The organism is Pseudomonas sp. MF5691 (assembly GCF_016405645.1).
Lineage (GTDB): Bacteria > Pseudomonadota > Gammaproteobacteria > Pseudomonadales > Pseudomonadaceae > Aquipseudomonas > Aquipseudomonas shahriarae.
This window is the reverse complement of the sequence record NZ_JAEKDC010000002.1, coordinates 299,996-315,481: the sequence shown is the minus strand read 5'-3', so window position 1 is coordinate 315,481 and position 15,486 is coordinate 299,996. Positions and strand designations below refer to the sequence as shown.

At 49.6% G+C, this 15,486-nt stretch carries 9 protein-coding genes and 2 pseudogenes; 6 read left to right on the top strand and 5 right to left on the bottom strand.

The annotated features are described in order from the left end of the window. Positions 1–103 precede the first annotated feature (103 nt). Together JFT44_RS04165 and JFT44_RS04160 are read left to right on the top strand one after the other, a co-directional pair. Positions 104–1,024: a LysR substrate-binding domain-containing protein gene (locus JFT44_RS04165; RefSeq protein ID WP_198830380.1), complete on the top strand. Its 921-nt coding sequence runs from the start codon at positions 104–106 to the stop codon at positions 1,022–1,024. 189 nt (positions 1,025–1,213) lie between these two features. After that, on the top strand, positions 1,214–3,190 hold the full coding sequence (locus JFT44_RS04160) for a methyl-accepting chemotaxis protein (protein WP_115129273.1): 1,977 nt from the start codon (positions 1,214–1,216) through the stop codon (positions 3,188–3,190). Positions 3,191–3,196: 6 nt separating this feature from the next. On the opposite strand, the gene JFT44_RS04155 is transcribed toward JFT44_RS04160, so the two are convergent. Continuing rightward, on the bottom strand, positions 3,197–4,108 hold the full coding sequence (locus JFT44_RS04155) for an ABC transporter six-transmembrane domain-containing protein (RefSeq protein WP_057960985.1): 912 nt from the start codon (positions 4,106–4,108) through the stop codon (positions 3,197–3,199). 113 nt (positions 4,109–4,221) lie between these two features. Here JFT44_RS04155 and JFT44_RS04150 point away from each other — a divergent pair, with 113 nt between their 5' ends. Further along, positions 4,222–4,806 (top strand): TetR/AcrR family transcriptional regulator, encoded by a 585-nt coding sequence (locus tag JFT44_RS04150; protein WP_057960984.1) that lies wholly within the window; start codon positions 4,222–4,224, stop codon positions 4,804–4,806. On the opposite strand, the pseudogene JFT44_RS04145 reads toward JFT44_RS04150, so the two are convergent. Beyond that, a pseudogene (locus tag JFT44_RS04145) lies at positions 4,803–5,351 on the bottom strand (ATP-binding protein); the annotation flags it as partial. The gene JFT44_RS04150 and the pseudogene JFT44_RS04145 sit on opposite strands and share 4 nt — an antisense overlap. Positions 5,352–5,445: 94 nt before the next feature. Here JFT44_RS04145 and JFT44_RS04140 point away from each other — a divergent pair. Then, positions 5,446–6,948 (top strand): hypothetical protein, encoded by a 1,503-nt coding sequence (locus JFT44_RS04140; protein ID WP_198830379.1) that lies wholly within the window; start codon positions 5,446–5,448, stop codon positions 6,946–6,948. 1,190 nt (positions 6,949–8,138) lie between these two features. On the opposite strand, the gene JFT44_RS04135 is transcribed toward JFT44_RS04140, so the two are convergent. The 3 genes and pseudogenes from JFT44_RS04135 to JFT44_RS04125 all read right to left on the bottom strand — a co-directional run. After that, positions 8,139–9,773 carry a hypothetical protein gene (locus JFT44_RS04135; RefSeq protein WP_198830378.1) on the bottom strand — a complete coding sequence of 545 codons (1,635 nt, stop codon included), beginning with the start codon at positions 9,771–9,773 and terminating at the stop codon, positions 8,139–8,141. Between the two features lie 242 nt (positions 9,774–10,015). Next, on the bottom strand, positions 10,016–11,770 hold the full coding sequence (locus JFT44_RS04130; protein WP_198830377.1) for a recombinase family protein: 1,755 nt from the start codon (positions 11,768–11,770) through the stop codon (positions 10,016–10,018). Between the two features lie 44 nt (positions 11,771–11,814). Then, positions 11,815–12,144, bottom strand: a pseudogene (locus JFT44_RS04125) (ATP-binding protein); the annotation flags it as partial. A gap of 38 nt (positions 12,145–12,182) precedes the next feature. Between JFT44_RS04125 and JFT44_RS04120 the strand changes: the two are divergent. After that, positions 12,183–13,901, top strand: a complete 1,719-nt coding sequence (locus JFT44_RS04120; protein ID WP_198830376.1) for a recombinase family protein — start codon at positions 12,183–12,185, stop codon at positions 13,899–13,901. A 352-nt stretch (positions 13,902–14,253) separates the two neighbouring features. After that, the gene (locus JFT44_RS04115; RefSeq protein WP_198830375.1) at positions 14,254–15,453 is read left to right on the top strand and encodes a plasmid recombination protein; all 1,200 of its coding nucleotides are present in this window, start codon (positions 14,254–14,256) and stop codon (positions 15,451–15,453) included. Positions 15,454–15,486 lie beyond the last annotated feature (33 nt).

Here is a 15,486-nt window from a genome sequence, read left to right as displayed (position 1 = left end):
CAGCGCTTTGCACAAAGGGATAAATGCGATCATTCGCATGATTAAAACTCATGCCAAGATGAATCTGGTAGGGTTTCGGAATCGTGCCGTCGGAGTTTTCCTCATGTCTCGTCGCCTGCCTCCGCTGTATGCCTTGCGTGCATTTGAAGCCGCCTCACGGCATAACTCCTTCACCCGTGCGGCCGAAGAACTGTCCATCACCCAAAGTGCAGTCAGCCGGCATATCCGTACCCTGGAGGTGCATTTCGCCTGCCGCCTGTTCCAGCGCAGCGGGCGCACCTTGCAGTTGACCGAGTCGGCGCGCCTGCTGCTGCCTGGGGTGCGCGAGGGTTTCGCCGCCCTGGAGCGCGCCTGCCATACCTTGAATGCCGAAGATGACATCCTGCGCATGAAGGCCCCGTCGACCCTGACCATGCGCTGGTTGCTGGCGCGCCTGAGCCGGTTCCGGCACTTGCAGCCGGGCAACGAGGTGCAGTTGACCAGCGCCTGGATGAGCATCGACGAAGTGGATTTCAATCAGGAACCGTTCGACTGCGCGGTCTTGCTGAGTGACGGGCACTTTCCGGCGGACTGGGAAGCCAGCTACCTGTTTCCCGAACTGTTGATCCCGGTGGGCGCGCCGAACCTGCTCAATGACGGCCCCTGGGATGTGGAGCGCCTGGCCAGCGCTGAACTGCTGCACCCCACGCCGGATCGGCGTGACTGGCGCCGCTGGTTGCAGCGTACGGGGCTGGCGTCCCGCGTCGCCATCAAGGGCGGGCAGGTGTTCGATACGCTGGAGCTGGGGATGATTGCCGCTGCCCGGGGCTATGGCGTGTCCATGGGCGATCTGTTGATGGTCGCCGAGGATGTGGCCCAGGGGCGCTTGAGTTTGCCATGGCCGACTGCGGTGGCCAGCGGCGAAAGCTATTACCTGGTCTGGCCCAAGACCCGCCCCGGCGGTGAGCGCCTGCGCAGGCTGTCGGACTTCCTGCAAAGTGAAGTCCAGGCCATGGCCTTGCCGGCGGTGGAACAGCTCGAGTGAAACGATGCAGCTCCCTACACACGGTGCCTTTGAGTGATGCCCCTGTAATTTGCTCAAGTATTGATTGGGGCCGCCGAAGTAGGTGTGTCGGAGTCGCCTTTAGTTGCGGCTCAGCGTGCCCCCAATCCAAGAAATTTGCCGATTAGCGCTATGAGATCAGGACGATCCGGGCCTCGGCCAGGAGCTGTCATGTCTCAACCCCGCGCCCGCATCGCTTCGCAGCTGGGCATTGCCTTGGCGGTCATATTGGCTGTCGTGATCAGCGGCAGCACGGTGTTTGCCCTGCGTTCCCTGGACTCGGCCAACCTGCTGACCCGTGAAGAACACCTGGCCAGCGAAGCGCGTTTGCTCGCCGACCAACTCAATACCTTCCACAGCACCCTGCGTGAGAGCACCCAGCGTTTGAGTGGGTTGTTTGAAAAGCGCTTCGGCGCCGGGTTGAGCGTACGTCCCGAGCAGATGGTGAGTGTGGCCGGGGTGCAGACCCCGAGCCTTTACCTGGGCACTGAAGTACTGAACAACAACTTCGACGAGGTCGATGAGTTCAAGCAGATGTCCGGCGGCGTGGCCACGGTGTTCGTGCGCAGCGGCGAAGACTTTGTCCGTATCAGCACCTCCCTGACCAAACAGGACGGCAACCGCGCCATCGGCACCGTGCTGGATCGCCAGGGGCCGGCCTACCAGCGCCTGCTCGCCGGGCAGAGCTACATCGGTCGCGCGGTGCTGTTCGAACGTTCCTACATGACCCAGTACAGCCCGGTACGTGATGCCAGCGGCCAGGTGATTGCGGTGTTGTTCATCGGTTTCGACTACACCGATGCGCAGAACGCCCAATTCGCCAACCTCAAGCGGTTCCGCATTGGCCAGACCGGCTCGCTGGCGCTGCTGGACGAGCAAAAACACTGGCTGGTGCCGCCTGCCGGCGTGCAGGCGCTGGAGCAGGCCGTTCCGGTGATCCTGGAGCTGGCGCAAAAGCCTGGCCAGGGGCGTTTCTGGAGTGACAAGGGCGAAGACTTCTACAGCGTTGCGGTGCCATTTGACGGCGGCCCGTGGTCGGTGGTGGCGAGCATGCCCAAGGCCGAGATCCGCGCGGTGACCTGGGCCGTGGGTATCCGCCTGGTGATCGGCAGCGTGCTGGCGATGCTGTTGGCGGTAGGCGCGGCGGTCTGGTTGCTGCGCAGCAAATTGCAGCCCCTGGGCGACCTGGTGCGCCAGGCCGAAGCCCTGGGGGCCGGTGATTTGAGTGCGCGGCTGAATGTGTCCAGCCACGATGAAATCGGACAGCTGGCACGCAGCTTCAACCAGATGGGCGAGGCCTTGTCGACCATGGTCTCCCATATCCGCAAGGCGGCCGAAGAGGTCAACAGCCGCGCCCAGGCGCTGTCAGGTTTGTCGGGAGGCGCTTATGAGGGCATGGAGCAGCAATCCGGCGAGATCACCAGCATGGCCGGCGCGGTGGAAGAGTTCAGCGCCACTTCGCTGAACATTGCCGACAACATGGGCAATACCGAACGCATGGCCCAGGAAAATGCCCAGCAGACCCGCATTGGCCGCAACTCGATGCAGGAGGCGTCGTCGTCCCTGGAGCATATCGCCACGGCACTGAACAGCACGGCCAAGGTGATCAATACCCTGGGCCAACGTTCCCAGGAAATCGGCGGCATCGTCGGCGTGATTACCTCGATCGCCGAACAGACCAACCTGCTGGCACTCAACGCCGCCATCGAGGCGGCGCGGGCCGGGGAGCAGGGGCGTGGATTTGCCGTGGTCGCCGATGAGGTGCGCAACCTGGCCTCGCGTACCCGCCAGGCCACCGATGAGATTTCCGGGATGATCCAGAGCATCCAGCAGGAAACCGGCAATGCCATCAGCACCATGGAACAGGGCAATGTGCTGATGCAGGAAGGCTTGTCGCGCAACGCCGACGTGGCCTCGGCCCTGGCGCGCATCGACGAGCAAAGCCGCTCGGCGGGGCAGCAGTTTGCCGCGATTACCACAGCGACCCAGGAGCAAAGCAGCACCGCGACCTTGCTCAGCAGCAACCTGCAGAGCATTGCCCTGGCCAACAGTGAGCAGCGGGAAGTGGTCTCGAACCTGGCGATTACCGCCAGGGAGCTGGAGACGTTGGCGGCAGGGCTGCGGCAAGAGGTGGATCGGTTTCGGTAAGGCTGATCAATTCCCGAGTCCCGGATCCACCCGTTTGCCGATGTCCTTGAGCCGCGCCAGTTGATCAACCATCCCTGGCGCTTCGTCGAGGCTGCTGGCGAAGGTCCACAGGTACGTCATCACCGCATAGACATGGCCGGCCTTGACCGCTGGCGACAAGGCCAGTTGGCTGATCGCTACGATGAACAGTAGCGCTGCCAGCGCGCCGAGAAACAGGTAGGCGACGGCTTCGCGGTCCGACAGCCAGATACGCAGGCGTGACAGCAGTTGGTAATGGCGTCGCAACGTCTGGGCGCCAACCTTTTCCACCAGGCCAATCTCTTTCTCCAGGCGGTTATTCAACCGTTCGTGCAACTGCTCGTTACGGCGGGCAAAGCGCGGTAGCAGGATGATGCAAAGCAGCAGTGCCGCAAAGCAGGCCAGGCCCACCCAAGGTTCAATCACCAATAACATCGCGGCCGCGCCAACGATGGAGACCAAGGCTGTTGCGATCACCGGCACATGCTTTTCGAAGAAGTCGACAAAGTCCCGCGCCAGCACCACCCGTGCGGCGGCCTTGGACGTGCTGTGATTCTGTAGACGCTGGTTGAGAATCACAGGCACGGCAAGATCGGCGTAGATCCGCGTGAAGGTACGGGTATCCAACGCCCGGCGTGCGGCGCCGACCACCCAGAACGCCATCACCACGGCCGCATAGAACAGCGCACTGCTGGCATCGCCGCGCAGGATCGAGTCCACGGCGAAACCGGCAAACAGGGGATAGGCCAGCAGCAACGCGTTCTCCAGCGCAACCAACGACAGCGTGCAGAACAGCTTGCCGGGATAAGCCTTGGCGATTGCCTTGAGGGTTTGGCTGGCCGATTGCTGGCCGATTTTCTTGCTTTCTTCGATCAGGATCTGTGGCGTTGTGGATGGCATGGGTGCACCAAAGGAGTAATAGGCGCTACTATTGAGCGACTGCTCAAGTATCCTTGAGCAGTCGCTCAAAAAGCAAGCGCCGCTTATCTGACGGCGCCCGTAAGGAATTGCCCATGTCGCGTATCGACCGTAAAGACCAGATCATCGCCGCTGCCTTGGAGCTGTTTCGCAGCAAGGGCTTTGCCGATGTCTCCACCCGCGATCTGGCGGAGCATGCGGGCTTGTCCCGCAGCCACGTGTATCACTACTTCAGCGACTGGAAAGAACTGCGCCGCGAAGCCTTTGTTCGCTTCGCCAATGAGCAGTTGGACGAAGTGCGCGGGCCATTGGCAGATGCGCCGCCGCTTGAGGCCTTGGTGGGTTTCCTCAAGGGTTGCCTGCCGTGTACCGCCGACGCCGGCTGGGCGCTCTGGCTGGATGCCTGGGATGAGGCGATGCATGACGCGGAACTGGCTCAGGCGTATCTGTTGGTCAATGCCCAGTGGCAAGCCATGCTTGCCGATGTGATCGAGCAGGGGATCGCTGCCGGGGTATTCCGCTGTGGCTCATCCAGTCGTGCGGCCCGCCAGATCTTTGCGGTGACGATGGGTTATACCGATGACCTGTTGCTCAAGCCCTCCGTCGAGTCGGCGCAAGTGGTACTGGGTGAGGTGATGGAAGTGGCGGGGCTGCTGCTGGATTTGCCCAGGGATCGCTAAGTCACGGCGGTTGGCCGGTACTGCAACGCTTCGGCCAGATGATGGCGAGCGATGGCGTCTGCCTGTTCCAGGTCGGCCAGGGTGCGCGCGACCTTGAGTAGCCGATGAGCTGCGCGCAACGACAGGGTCAGGCGCTCACAGGCGCTTTCCAGCCAACCCTCATCGGCTTTCGATAGCTCGCAGTGGCGCCGCAAACCCGTCAGGTCGAGGAATGCATTTGCACAGCCCTGGCGTTGTTGTTGGCGATCCCTGGCGCTGGCGACGAGGGTTGAAGCGCTGGCAGTGTCATTGCCGGTTTGTTTGGCTGGGTTCAGCGCGGTGCTTTCCCGGGCAACGGTCAGGTGCAGGTCGATTCGATCCAGCAACGGCCCCGAGAGCTTGTTGCGGTAGCGCTGGATCTGTTCCGGCGTACACCGACAGCGCCCGCTGGGTTCGCCCATATAGCCGCAGGGGCAAGGGTTCATGGCTGCCACCAGTTGAAAACGTGCGGGGAAGCTCACGCGGTCGCGCGCCCGGGAAATCACGATATGCCCGGACTCGAATGGTAGGGGTATTTATCACATATTTATACTGGCTCAATGATGTTGCCTAGCTGCTTGGCTGGTAAGATGAAGCAGACCTCTATGGATTGAGACCTTCATGAGAAATATAAAGAAATCGGAAACATTCAATAAGTCTGAAAAGCTCCTTGCTAAATTAGGTGATAAAGCATTTTTGTCACTCTGGTCTTTTGCAAATGTTTATACCGATGAAGGTTTAAAGATAGACGAAAAAGGTCAGCGAAAGGGTCAAGGAGAAGAGCTGTGTGACTTGTTGGTTGTGTTTGGCAATCACGTTCTTATTTTTTCGGATAAAGGACAGATTGAATATAGGCCAACGGATGATATTAAGGTGGGCTGGCGTCGTTGGGTAGATCGGGCATTTTTGAAATCGGCTTATTCTACCTATCGGGCTGAAAAATGGATCAAGCAAATGCCGCACAGGATATTTCTCGATAAAGAGTGTTCCGAGAAATTCCCCATAGCTATACCTGATAAAAATACGATGAAAGTCCATAGAATTGCTGTGGCACGCGGAATCACTGAGCATTCAAAAAAGTATTACAAAGATGATAGCGGGACTTTATTCATTAGGCCCGATATTGTTGGTAAGGACCATTTTGAAAACCCATTCATGATTGGGACAGCGGACTCAAAAAAAGGGTACGTGCATTTCTTTGATGAGGAAAGTATCGATAAGGTTTTCGATGAGCTAGATACCATCAAAGACTTTACGGATTATTTGTCACAAAAAGAAGATTTAATAAACGCCGGAATGCTTTTAGTCGCTCCGGGAGAAGATGAGCTATTGGGTTATTACCTTTCAAGTAGAGAGGACTCGGAACACATCAGTTCCCCTAAGTTCATAATACCAAAACAACGGAAAGATGAGATTTTAGCCGTTCAAACTGGATTTTATGAAGGGCATAGGAAAACAGAAGAATATAAGCTGTTGAAGGAGATAGGCCGAACCTCCTCTTTCTGGGATAGATGTATTGAGTTGATGGGTGGTGCCGCGTTCACTGGAAAATGGCACGAAACAAATGGTAAAAATTATGATGAGGAAATTACAGTATTAAAATATATGGCAGCCGAAAGCCGAATGGCTCGTGCCACCCTATCTGACGCATTTTTGGATGTTACCCGGAAGCCATTCCCATCCAGTGAGACACGCCCGAGAGTTCGAGTTTGCGGGTCGCCCACGAATCCGGAAATAGGTTATGTATGGTTAGTTCTTAAATTTTCAGAGCTGCAAAAGGATTATGCCGAATACCGTGAGCATCGCAAAGCGATGATTGCATCCTATTGCATGGCCTGCAAAGATGCGTTTCCACAGTTTGAGACGATAGTTGGAATCGCAGTGGATGCAGTTAATAATAAGGGTGCAAGCGAAGAGTTGATTTATGTCCATACGAATGAGTGGACAGAAGAAGAGTTCCAGCATGCAAGGTTCTTGCGAGAAGAACTGGGGCTTTTGAAAAACATTAAATCAGCTATTTTGAAATACACGATTAAGACCGAAGAAACTGAGCTGTCGAAGCTAAGAAGGCGGAAGAAAAAAAGTAATAAGCAACAAAAAACTGCCCGGAGAAAAAATCGTTAGGATAGTAGTCTGTCGTCAAGCTTGTTTTTAACGGTTGGACTTGTCCAAGCGTTAAAAATGAGCCTATATAAATTTTAGTATAAAGCACTTGATTAAGGTCCAACCATAAATCATCATTATCGTCCGACCTAAAAAATATTTTCGCTTCACTATTGACACGCACTTTTGTTGAATTTAAGCCATAAAACGAACTTCTCGAAAATTGAAATATCAAAAAAATGATATGAAAACATATAAAAAATAGCATGCACTTTTTTAGTGCGTTCGCGGAAATAGGTCAAAAACCGCCGATTATTTTTCTTGTGAACTATAGTAAAGTAAAAATATTACCCCCTCTAAAAACGGCCTTTTTTTGAGTTGCCATTTTTCCACTATCTAAAAAACATCAAAAAACAGCCAAGAAGTTTTGGACAAAATATTTTTAAAGGAAGCGATGCTTTTTAGATTGATGTGATAATCAAAATAGGTCATTTAAAGTTCTGTTTTAGTTTTTGATACCCAAAGTGCCAAGCAAATGTTAAGCACTCGATAATGAGCCGATTTTGAAGGTTTTAGATAGTATGGCTTGGCGGATGTGTGTCCGTGGGGGCTGTGGGGGCTGTGGGGGTGTGTATGTGTGTGTATGTGTGTGTGTATGTATGTGCGTGTCTTGAAAACCCTAGGGGGTTTTCGCTTTGTTTTTTAATTCCAGCATTGCCTGCGAAAGCAGGCTACGCCTTTGCTTTCTCAGGCAAAGCTAGTCTTCCTCGTTTTTGTCTGAAAAAACAAGTGACGCCTTACCTGATTTTTGAGTTTTACTCTCAGGGCTTAAATTCTCAAATACTAAGTTTAAGCATTGAACACTTAGTGGCTATACAAGCTATTTATGCCACGCTGGCACCCTGTTCAACATGTATTTTCATACACGGCTAGTGGGCTGATGAATTGCCTAACATCCCCGTTCTATTCATCTAGGCTGCTACAACGGAACAATCTCTTGAATTTCCTACGTTGAACGCAGGCGTGAATACTGAATTTATTATGGTTATGTGATTTTTACGCAGGAGAGACTTGAAGATATGAAATTATGTGATATAACTTAAATTACAAGTTGAAACTGCTGCTATCAGTATCAACGCCGAACCCTGAATGCAACTACATTCGGGGTTCACCTTTTCTTATGTTGTATCATTTTTTTTGATAAAGTCAAATCAAGGGCCGAAAATCCTTGCACTAACCTTATTAGTAGTAGATTTAATAACCTGCGTAGTGTCGTGAATCACAAGGCTTGTTTTTTCTCCAAAAGTAAGGCGTGTAGATATTAAAGCATCCAGTTGTTCACGTTTAAAACGTTCGGCATTCGCTTCTAAGAAGTCGATCCTCTCCTTTCGTGTCATCTGCTTCAATGCGTCTAAATTCTTTTCTTTGTAAGCATAAAAGGCCATTCGTATGTCCCTTTTCTCACTTTGTCGGAAAGCAATGACATCAATAGCTATGTCAACATCTTGGATTGCTTGATATTTGTCTTGGCTGCTCTTGATTGCCTCTTCAAGTTTTTTGTAGTTTTTCAAAGTTTTTTTGTATCTATCATCAAGGCTTTTTAGCTCATTGAGGCCCTTCTCAATTTCTCTATTCTGTTTGTTGAGTGTTGTAGTGTTCGCCTTAACTTCGGTCTTGAGATTTTCATTTTCTTCTTGAAGTGTTTTGTTATCTACTCTGCTTTCTTCCAGAATAGGTTTTATTTCTTGTATGTGTTTTTCAGCGTCAGCAATCGCCGACTCAGTTTGTGATAATAAATTAAAGCTCCTCATTATCTTGGCCTTGTGGGCGTCTTTTGCTATTGCTTCAAGTTTTTCTTTGTGCTCCTTGGTTTTCTCATGTATGGACGCTTCGATGTTGTAGCCAAATTCTTTCAACCTTTTGTTAACATACCCATAAACAAGACGCTGGTAAGTTTCGCCTATTTTCTGTGATGCTTTGAATGAGCTATTTTCAATTGCTGGCTCCCCCTTGCTTTTTAGATATCTATTAACTAAATCAAGCTGAGCTTGCACCAAGTCATATTGACCAGTCTTAGAGTTCTTTCCAGATATAAAGATGTGTGGGTGGACGCCAGTATTTGTTTGGCTCTGACTTAATACTTCATCGCCATGAAATACACAGGTTTTTATGTCGTATTCAGGTAGGTGCTTCTTGTGGAAGTCATGAATTATACGTAAATAGTCAACCGGCCTAACTTCGTTTATGTTGTTTCTTGTTGGGAATTTGAAAAAGCATTCCTGCACAACTGTTTTGCTTTTGTGTAATGAGTTATTGCCGAGTGCAATAATCTCATTGTGTAGCTCTATATAGGTGCCTATGGCCTTCTTTTTGTCACTTGCTCGCTTAACGCCTATCAAATCAATTTGATCGACAAGGGAAGGGGGAAGGGGGCTGCTTTGGGCCTCCAGAACACTCGTTAGAAGGTTTTTGAGGGCTTCCGGTTCGTCAGCCTTGGCTAACAGCTTTTTTAGCTTGTAGGCGTATTTTGAACGGTCGTCTTTGAGTTTTGAAAGGTCTTCATGTGTGCCTATGTCACTCTGAACCGATGACATTATTTCATTGACAAGCCCCTGCCTGTCTTCAAGAGTGAGACTGTCAAGCCTAATCATCTTGTTGTTGTGGATGATGAAATTGCGGTGAGATAGGTCTTGATTGAATTCGAGGTCTTTCTTCATCACAGTGCGGAGGCTGTGATTAAGTGAACTCTTTAATTGAGACAATCCGGCAGTTTTTTTTACTCTGCCCTGCTGGGCGGAGTAGTTCATTCTCTTCCATAGCATAGTGGTATTTTTTAATTCATTCATTTAGTCCTCATAGGTTGTTGTAATTTGCTGTCTGCTTCTGCCCTTCCGGCAGGAACCCGTGAAATACTCGCAAGCGAAGCGTCTTTCCGCAGGAAAGTGTGAGGATTTCATCAGCGGGTTGATAAAAACTCATACTTTAAGTATTTGAGTTGTTTAACTACAAGTTACCATGAATTGTTTTATTTTCAAGCGAGCACAAAAAAGGCCACCTGATTAGGTAGCCTACTTTGGTTGTGATGGTATCAATTAAAGTATTCGTTGAGATTGTTGATGCCAAACTCTTTAAGTGGATTATGTAGGCTGAACTGTTTTGCTATGCGGTCAATTTCAAAGCCATTCTGGAAAATCTTAGCAAACAAAGTTCTTGTTGTTTTGTCGAAGTTGAATTTGAAAGTGATGTCATTAGCAACAAAGAATTGATTTATTTTTAAACGGCCATCTTCTGTTTTATACAAATCAATTATGTCGTTTTCCGAGTAAATGTTTATAGTGGTTTTCTTGATATTTATTTGTATTTGTAATTCTGCAAGTTTTTGTTCAATGTCATTGATATTCGCTTCTGTTTTGCTAACTACCTCTAAGAATTCTTTTGGGATAATGCCGCTGGTGAAACCGGCAAAAGATTTCATTAGGTTGTCTCTATAACTTTTCTGTTCAAGCAAAAGGTTGTTCAGTTCCACAATTTTCTTGTTGTCTTTGGTTTGGCTCTCTCTATTCGACAGAAGCTTAATTAATAATTCTCTAAAATTCTCTACCCGTTCCTCTTCATCAATGTCTTCTTGTGTTGGGAGACGATAAGTCATCCCGCTTTCACGAGTTATCCATTCATATTGACGTTCGGGATTCGGGTCTTCGTTTTGCCATGGGTGAACGTCGAAGTCTTCCTTTGTTGTTGATTGATATATGAGTTCAAGAAATAACCCAAAAGCTAGGTCAAAACGAAAACGTGGTTGGTTACATCCATTTTTTAATTCTTTGCGTGTGTAGCATTGAAAATACGGATAAACAATACCTTTGGGGTTTGTTTGTTTTTCAAAAAGCATAGATGCTTCACAGCAATCGCACTTGATGCTATGGCGGAAAATGTTCAAGCTCCCAACACTTTGGTTGCCATAATTTTTTCTATGTGCTCTGTTTTTCATTGCGGCTATTGCTTCATTAAATAGCTCGTATGAAACAATTTGCGGGTAATAGTTTTCAATGTATCGCTCAAATACTTTCTTTTTGTTTTCGTCTCTTCGCTGAGCCATGTAGGCACCGAGAACGTATTTCGTATCTATTAGATGCTTTATATTTCTATTTGACCATTTTCGTTTTGAATAAGCATTGAGCTTTTTAATAGACAGCGACACGCCAACATATTTCAAGCTCTCAAAGAAGTCTCTTATTTCCTGAGCTTCTTCTTCCTCGATTTCAAAGCAGTTAAGCTCTGTATTGTATCGGATGCCATAAGGTGGGTTATGGGCGTTAAAAATGACCTTTTCTTCTTCCGCTAGTTTTTTGGCTCTATTCCATGCGGATTTTCTGCGAACTGATTTTGTCTTACTTTCTTCGTATGCTCGCTTTGCGATAACACTTAAAAGGATATCTTGCTGTAAGTCATCAATACGGTTTTTTTCGTTTGGTTTTTCATACCGTTGACCATCAATGGTGGTTATTAAAATAACCCCTTTTTCAAGGATGCCATTGACTAATTCTTTTGCTTGTAGAAGTCTTTGGCGACTAAGCCGGTCGATACTTTCAACGAATATATAATCGCCCTCTTTGATATGCATATCGCTAATCATATCAATGAGTTCTTTTAGTTTTCCTTTTCGTTTGTTGCTTCCATCGTGTGCAGATATGCCCGTATCCGAGTAGATATTCTCAGGCGGCAACTCAATACCTTGTTGCTTTGTAATGGCTTGGATTGAAGCCATTTGACGGTCTACGGAGTCCCTACCGGCTTCACCTTGGGCCTTAGATGAGTAGCGGATGTAAGCGTAGGCAGTAGGCATTCCGGGCTTCCTGTGACGTTTTAGAAAGTGTGAGAATACCACCTGCCAGTCTCCAATGGCTCGCGCAGCACCTCCAGCACCTTGCGATCAAATTCCGGCAGTTCATCGAGAAACAACACGCCGTGATGGGCCAGGGTGATTTCCCCAGGTTGTGGCTTCGAACCGCCGCCCACCAGCGCCGGCCCGGACGCCGAATGGTGCGGCTGACGAAATGGCCGGTGGGGCCAGTGGCTCAACGGTGCGAGGCTGACCACCGACTGGATGGCCGCCACTTCCAGGGCTTCCTGTTCGCTCAAGGGCGGCAGCAGGCCGGGCAGGCGGCTGGCGAGCAAGGTCTTGCCGGTGCCGGGTGGCCCGCTGAACAGGAGGTTGTAGTACGCTACACCCCCTCTCAAGAATTAGGCAGCACATCGTGGAATCCAGGAAGGCTTATAGCTATATCCGTTTCTCAAGCCCTGACCAGGCTAGGGGGGACAGCTACCGGCGGCAGAGGGCCGCAGCGGAAGCCTACTGCGCTGCGAAAGGTCTAGAGCTCGTAGATTCGGAGGAATATCGATTCTTCGACAAAGGCCGCTCTGCCTACAAAGGGGAGCACCTGGGAGACATGGGTCAGCTCGCGCGCTTCCTTCGGCATGTGAGGGACGAAACAATCCCGAAAGGGTCTGTTTTGATTGTCGAAAGTCTTGACCGGTTAAGCCGTGCAGAAGTCTGGGATGCACTCCCTAGATTTTTAGACATACTTAACCAAGGGATCGACATCTACACCTCAAGCGATGACACCTTGTATACCGCAAAGTTTGATGCCCAACAGCTGATCCTCAGCATATTCAATATGAGTCGGGCTCATAATGAGTCGAGTCTGAAGGCCGACAGGGTAGGTAAGGTATGGCGACGCAAGCAAGATGACGCTCGAGAGTTCGGCAAGGCGTTGGGCGCCGCGTGCCCGTATTGGATTCGGTATGTAAATGGTGCATACGAACTGATTCCAGAGCGAGTTAAGGTTGTAAAAGACATTTTCCGCTTGGCGGAAAATGGATATGGCCATCGAGTAATCGCCAAAACGCTAAATGAAGCAGGTATCCCGGTTTTTGGTTCAAACAGGAGAAACTCCACAGGCTTATGGGGGGGAAGCTCCTGCGCAAAAATATTATCTAATCGAGCGTTGATTGGGGAATACCAACCAACCGGTCTTGAAGACGATGGTAGTGGAGTGAAACGAACGAAGCGTGGGGAGCCGGTGAGTAATTTTTTCCCTGTAGTTCTCTCAGAAGAGGAGTTTTATTCTGCCCAAGCCGCCCGGGATTCCCGCAGGATTAGTAAGTCATCCAAACAGTCGGCAGACTTCAACGTTTGGCAGGGAATTGCGAAGTGCGTGAAGTGTGGAGGCCCCATGCACTTAGTAAATAAGGGGGCACCACCCAAAGGCGGGAAATATCTTCGATGTTATGTTTCCTCAAAAGGAGCATGCCCAAGCAAGCTGATCAGGTTTGATATCTGTCAGATAATATTTAAAGAGATGCTGGCCAAGATAAACAGTATTAGCCTGGTAAAAAACACCCAGTCTGATCTTAATCGAGAGCTAAATACAATTAACTCAAAAATTGGCGAGATTCAAAATCGTCAAAAAGAACTGAAGGATCAAATTCTTAGTATGGGAGGGCGTATTCCTTCCATGTTGGTATCAACTATGGCGGTGCTTGAGGATAAATTAGCGGAATACAGGATTCTGCAGAATAAACTTAACTTGGATATTGGTGAGCAGAGAATCACTAGCAAGGATGATTTTTTTGCTAGGTTAGATTTAGTCAGCTATGAAGGGCGCTCACGTGCTAATGCGTTGGTCAAACGACTGCATATCGTGGTGGAAATGGAGCGTCGTGAGGATGACGCGGTATTCCGGATTCGTGATGCGGGAGGTTTTTTGTTCTCCATAATTTATGATAATGATAATCATATAAGCTATTGGGGTAACTCAAAAGATGCGCACGCACTGATTACAGCGCATGGAGACAAAATAGCATACTTAAAAAGTCTGCCAGAGTTGGCTGTAGGCGAAAATGATTTATTTGATTTGGCTAGAGAGGTAGCAGGACTAGAAAGATTGTATAAGGATATCCTGTCAAAGAAATAAGCTATGGCCAGAGCCGAATAGTGGGAGGGTCAAGGGGCATCAGTTTGGTTCGTCTTACCGGCTTTTTGGTGAGGCGAATAAACTGTTGCGCGGAGCGTACCCTTGACGCTAACGAACTTAGCCCACCCTCTGCAAGGTGGTTGAGCTCGCTCAACTACCGCCGCCAGTCGGGCAAGCTCCGACGCGGGCCGCGAAGGGCGGGACTTTGACTTACACCCCGAAGGGGCCGCGCTTCTGAAATGTAGTCGAAGACGGAATGTAAGAAGCATAGTCGGTCGATATGTTTCGATTTGGCATTGAACGCACTAACTCTCCACTGTAATAATTACGTGATCTGCAGGGAGAACGCACAGTGTTCCAGTTTCTACATATCGACTCTTATAGCCTTTCGACGCCAAAAAAAGGAAAGCAGGGTGGGCACTGTGTAGCAAGCATAGTTGGTGAGGCATTACGCAATCCTCGCAACTGTCCCCATATTGCTCTTCCCAAACCACCAATCAAAGTGTATGGGAAAAACCTTGAGGATTTAGAGTCGGCGTGTGTTAGCTGGTCAGAGTCCTTAGCAGAGGTCACTGGTAGGAAAACTAGAAAGGATGCCTTATGTTTAGTTGCTGGGGTTGTTTCTGCTCCTCATACCATTGACACTGAAGCCTGGCAGAAATTTAAAGACGAAACGGTGGAATGGCTCAAAAGAAAATATGGGGATCAGCTTCATACAGTTTTAGAGCATACCGACGAGGATAATCCTCATATTCATTTTTATGTAGTACCCAAGACGGGCCATAGGTTCGATTCAATTCATGACGGAAAGCGAGCTGTATCGGAAAATACCGGAATCTTAAAAAGGGCTCAGAACGAAGCTTACAAGGCTGCTATGCGCGCTTTGCTTGATGACTTCAATGCATCTGTGGGGTTGCCAAATGGGATGCTGAGATATGGCCCGAGACGACGGAGATTAACCCGCAGGGCCTGGAAAGAGGAGCAGGCCCAAGCTTCAGGCTTGATGATTCAACTTGAGTCTATAGCAAACCGCAAAGAGAGTTTTGAGAAAGCCTCGAAAGAAATTAAGTCCAACCTCAAAGCTGCGCATTACAACGCTCGGATCGCCGGATACAACCAAGGAATTGAAAGTTTTGAGAAGCGAAGTTTTCTCAATAAGTTAATTATCAGTTCTAGAAAGGCAAAGACGGACATCCTGATGCTCAAGCAGCAGGTGGCTGTAACTACTAAGGAGTTGGAGGCATGGAAGTCGAAGGCCCGAAAAATAAATGTCAGGTCTAAAGAGTTTTTCACAAAGTGGCAGAATATGATTTTAATGTATTCTGAAGCCCGGAACAAGCTAGCCTACATGGCCAGCATTAGTCCCCGCGCCGAAGAATTACATGAGGAGCTCGAAACAGTACGCGCACAACTGAAAGAAGAGACGCGCCGTAGGTCGGCAGCGGAAGACTCTTTAGAAGCAAGCCAGGCAACTGAGGAGCGTAACGGCTTCCCAAAAAGCGCTAGAGTGTGGCTGGAGAAAAGTCAGCTTCGTGATGGCCCTGCCCTCTAATTTATCAATTTAACAAGACGTTATACATGCCGC

Bases quoted from the DNA above. Each gene is read 5' to 3' on its own strand.
- JFT44_RS04130 (WP_198830377.1), bottom strand. From the start codon at position 11,770: ATGCCTACTGCCTACGCTTACATCCGCTACTCATCTAAGGCCCAAGGT.
- JFT44_RS04140 (WP_198830379.1), top strand. From the start codon at position 5,446: ATGAGAAATATAAAGAAATCGGAAACATTCAATAAGTCTGAAAAGCTC.
- JFT44_RS04155 (WP_057960985.1), bottom strand. From the start codon at position 4,108: ATGCCATCCACAACGCCACAGATCCTGATCGAAGAAAGCAAGAAAATC.
- JFT44_RS04160 (WP_115129273.1), top strand. From the start codon at position 1,214: ATGTCTCAACCCCGCGCCCGCATCGCTTCGCAGCTGGGCATTGCCTTG.
- JFT44_RS04150 (WP_057960984.1), top strand. From the start codon at position 4,222: ATGTCGCGTATCGACCGTAAAGACCAGATCATCGCCGCTGCCTTGGAG.
- JFT44_RS04165 (WP_198830380.1), top strand. From the start codon at position 104: ATGTCTCGTCGCCTGCCTCCGCTGTATGCCTTGCGTGCATTTGAAGCC.
- JFT44_RS04135 (WP_198830378.1), bottom strand. From the start codon at position 9,773: ATGAATGAATTAAAAAATACCACTATGCTATGGAAGAGAATGAACTAC.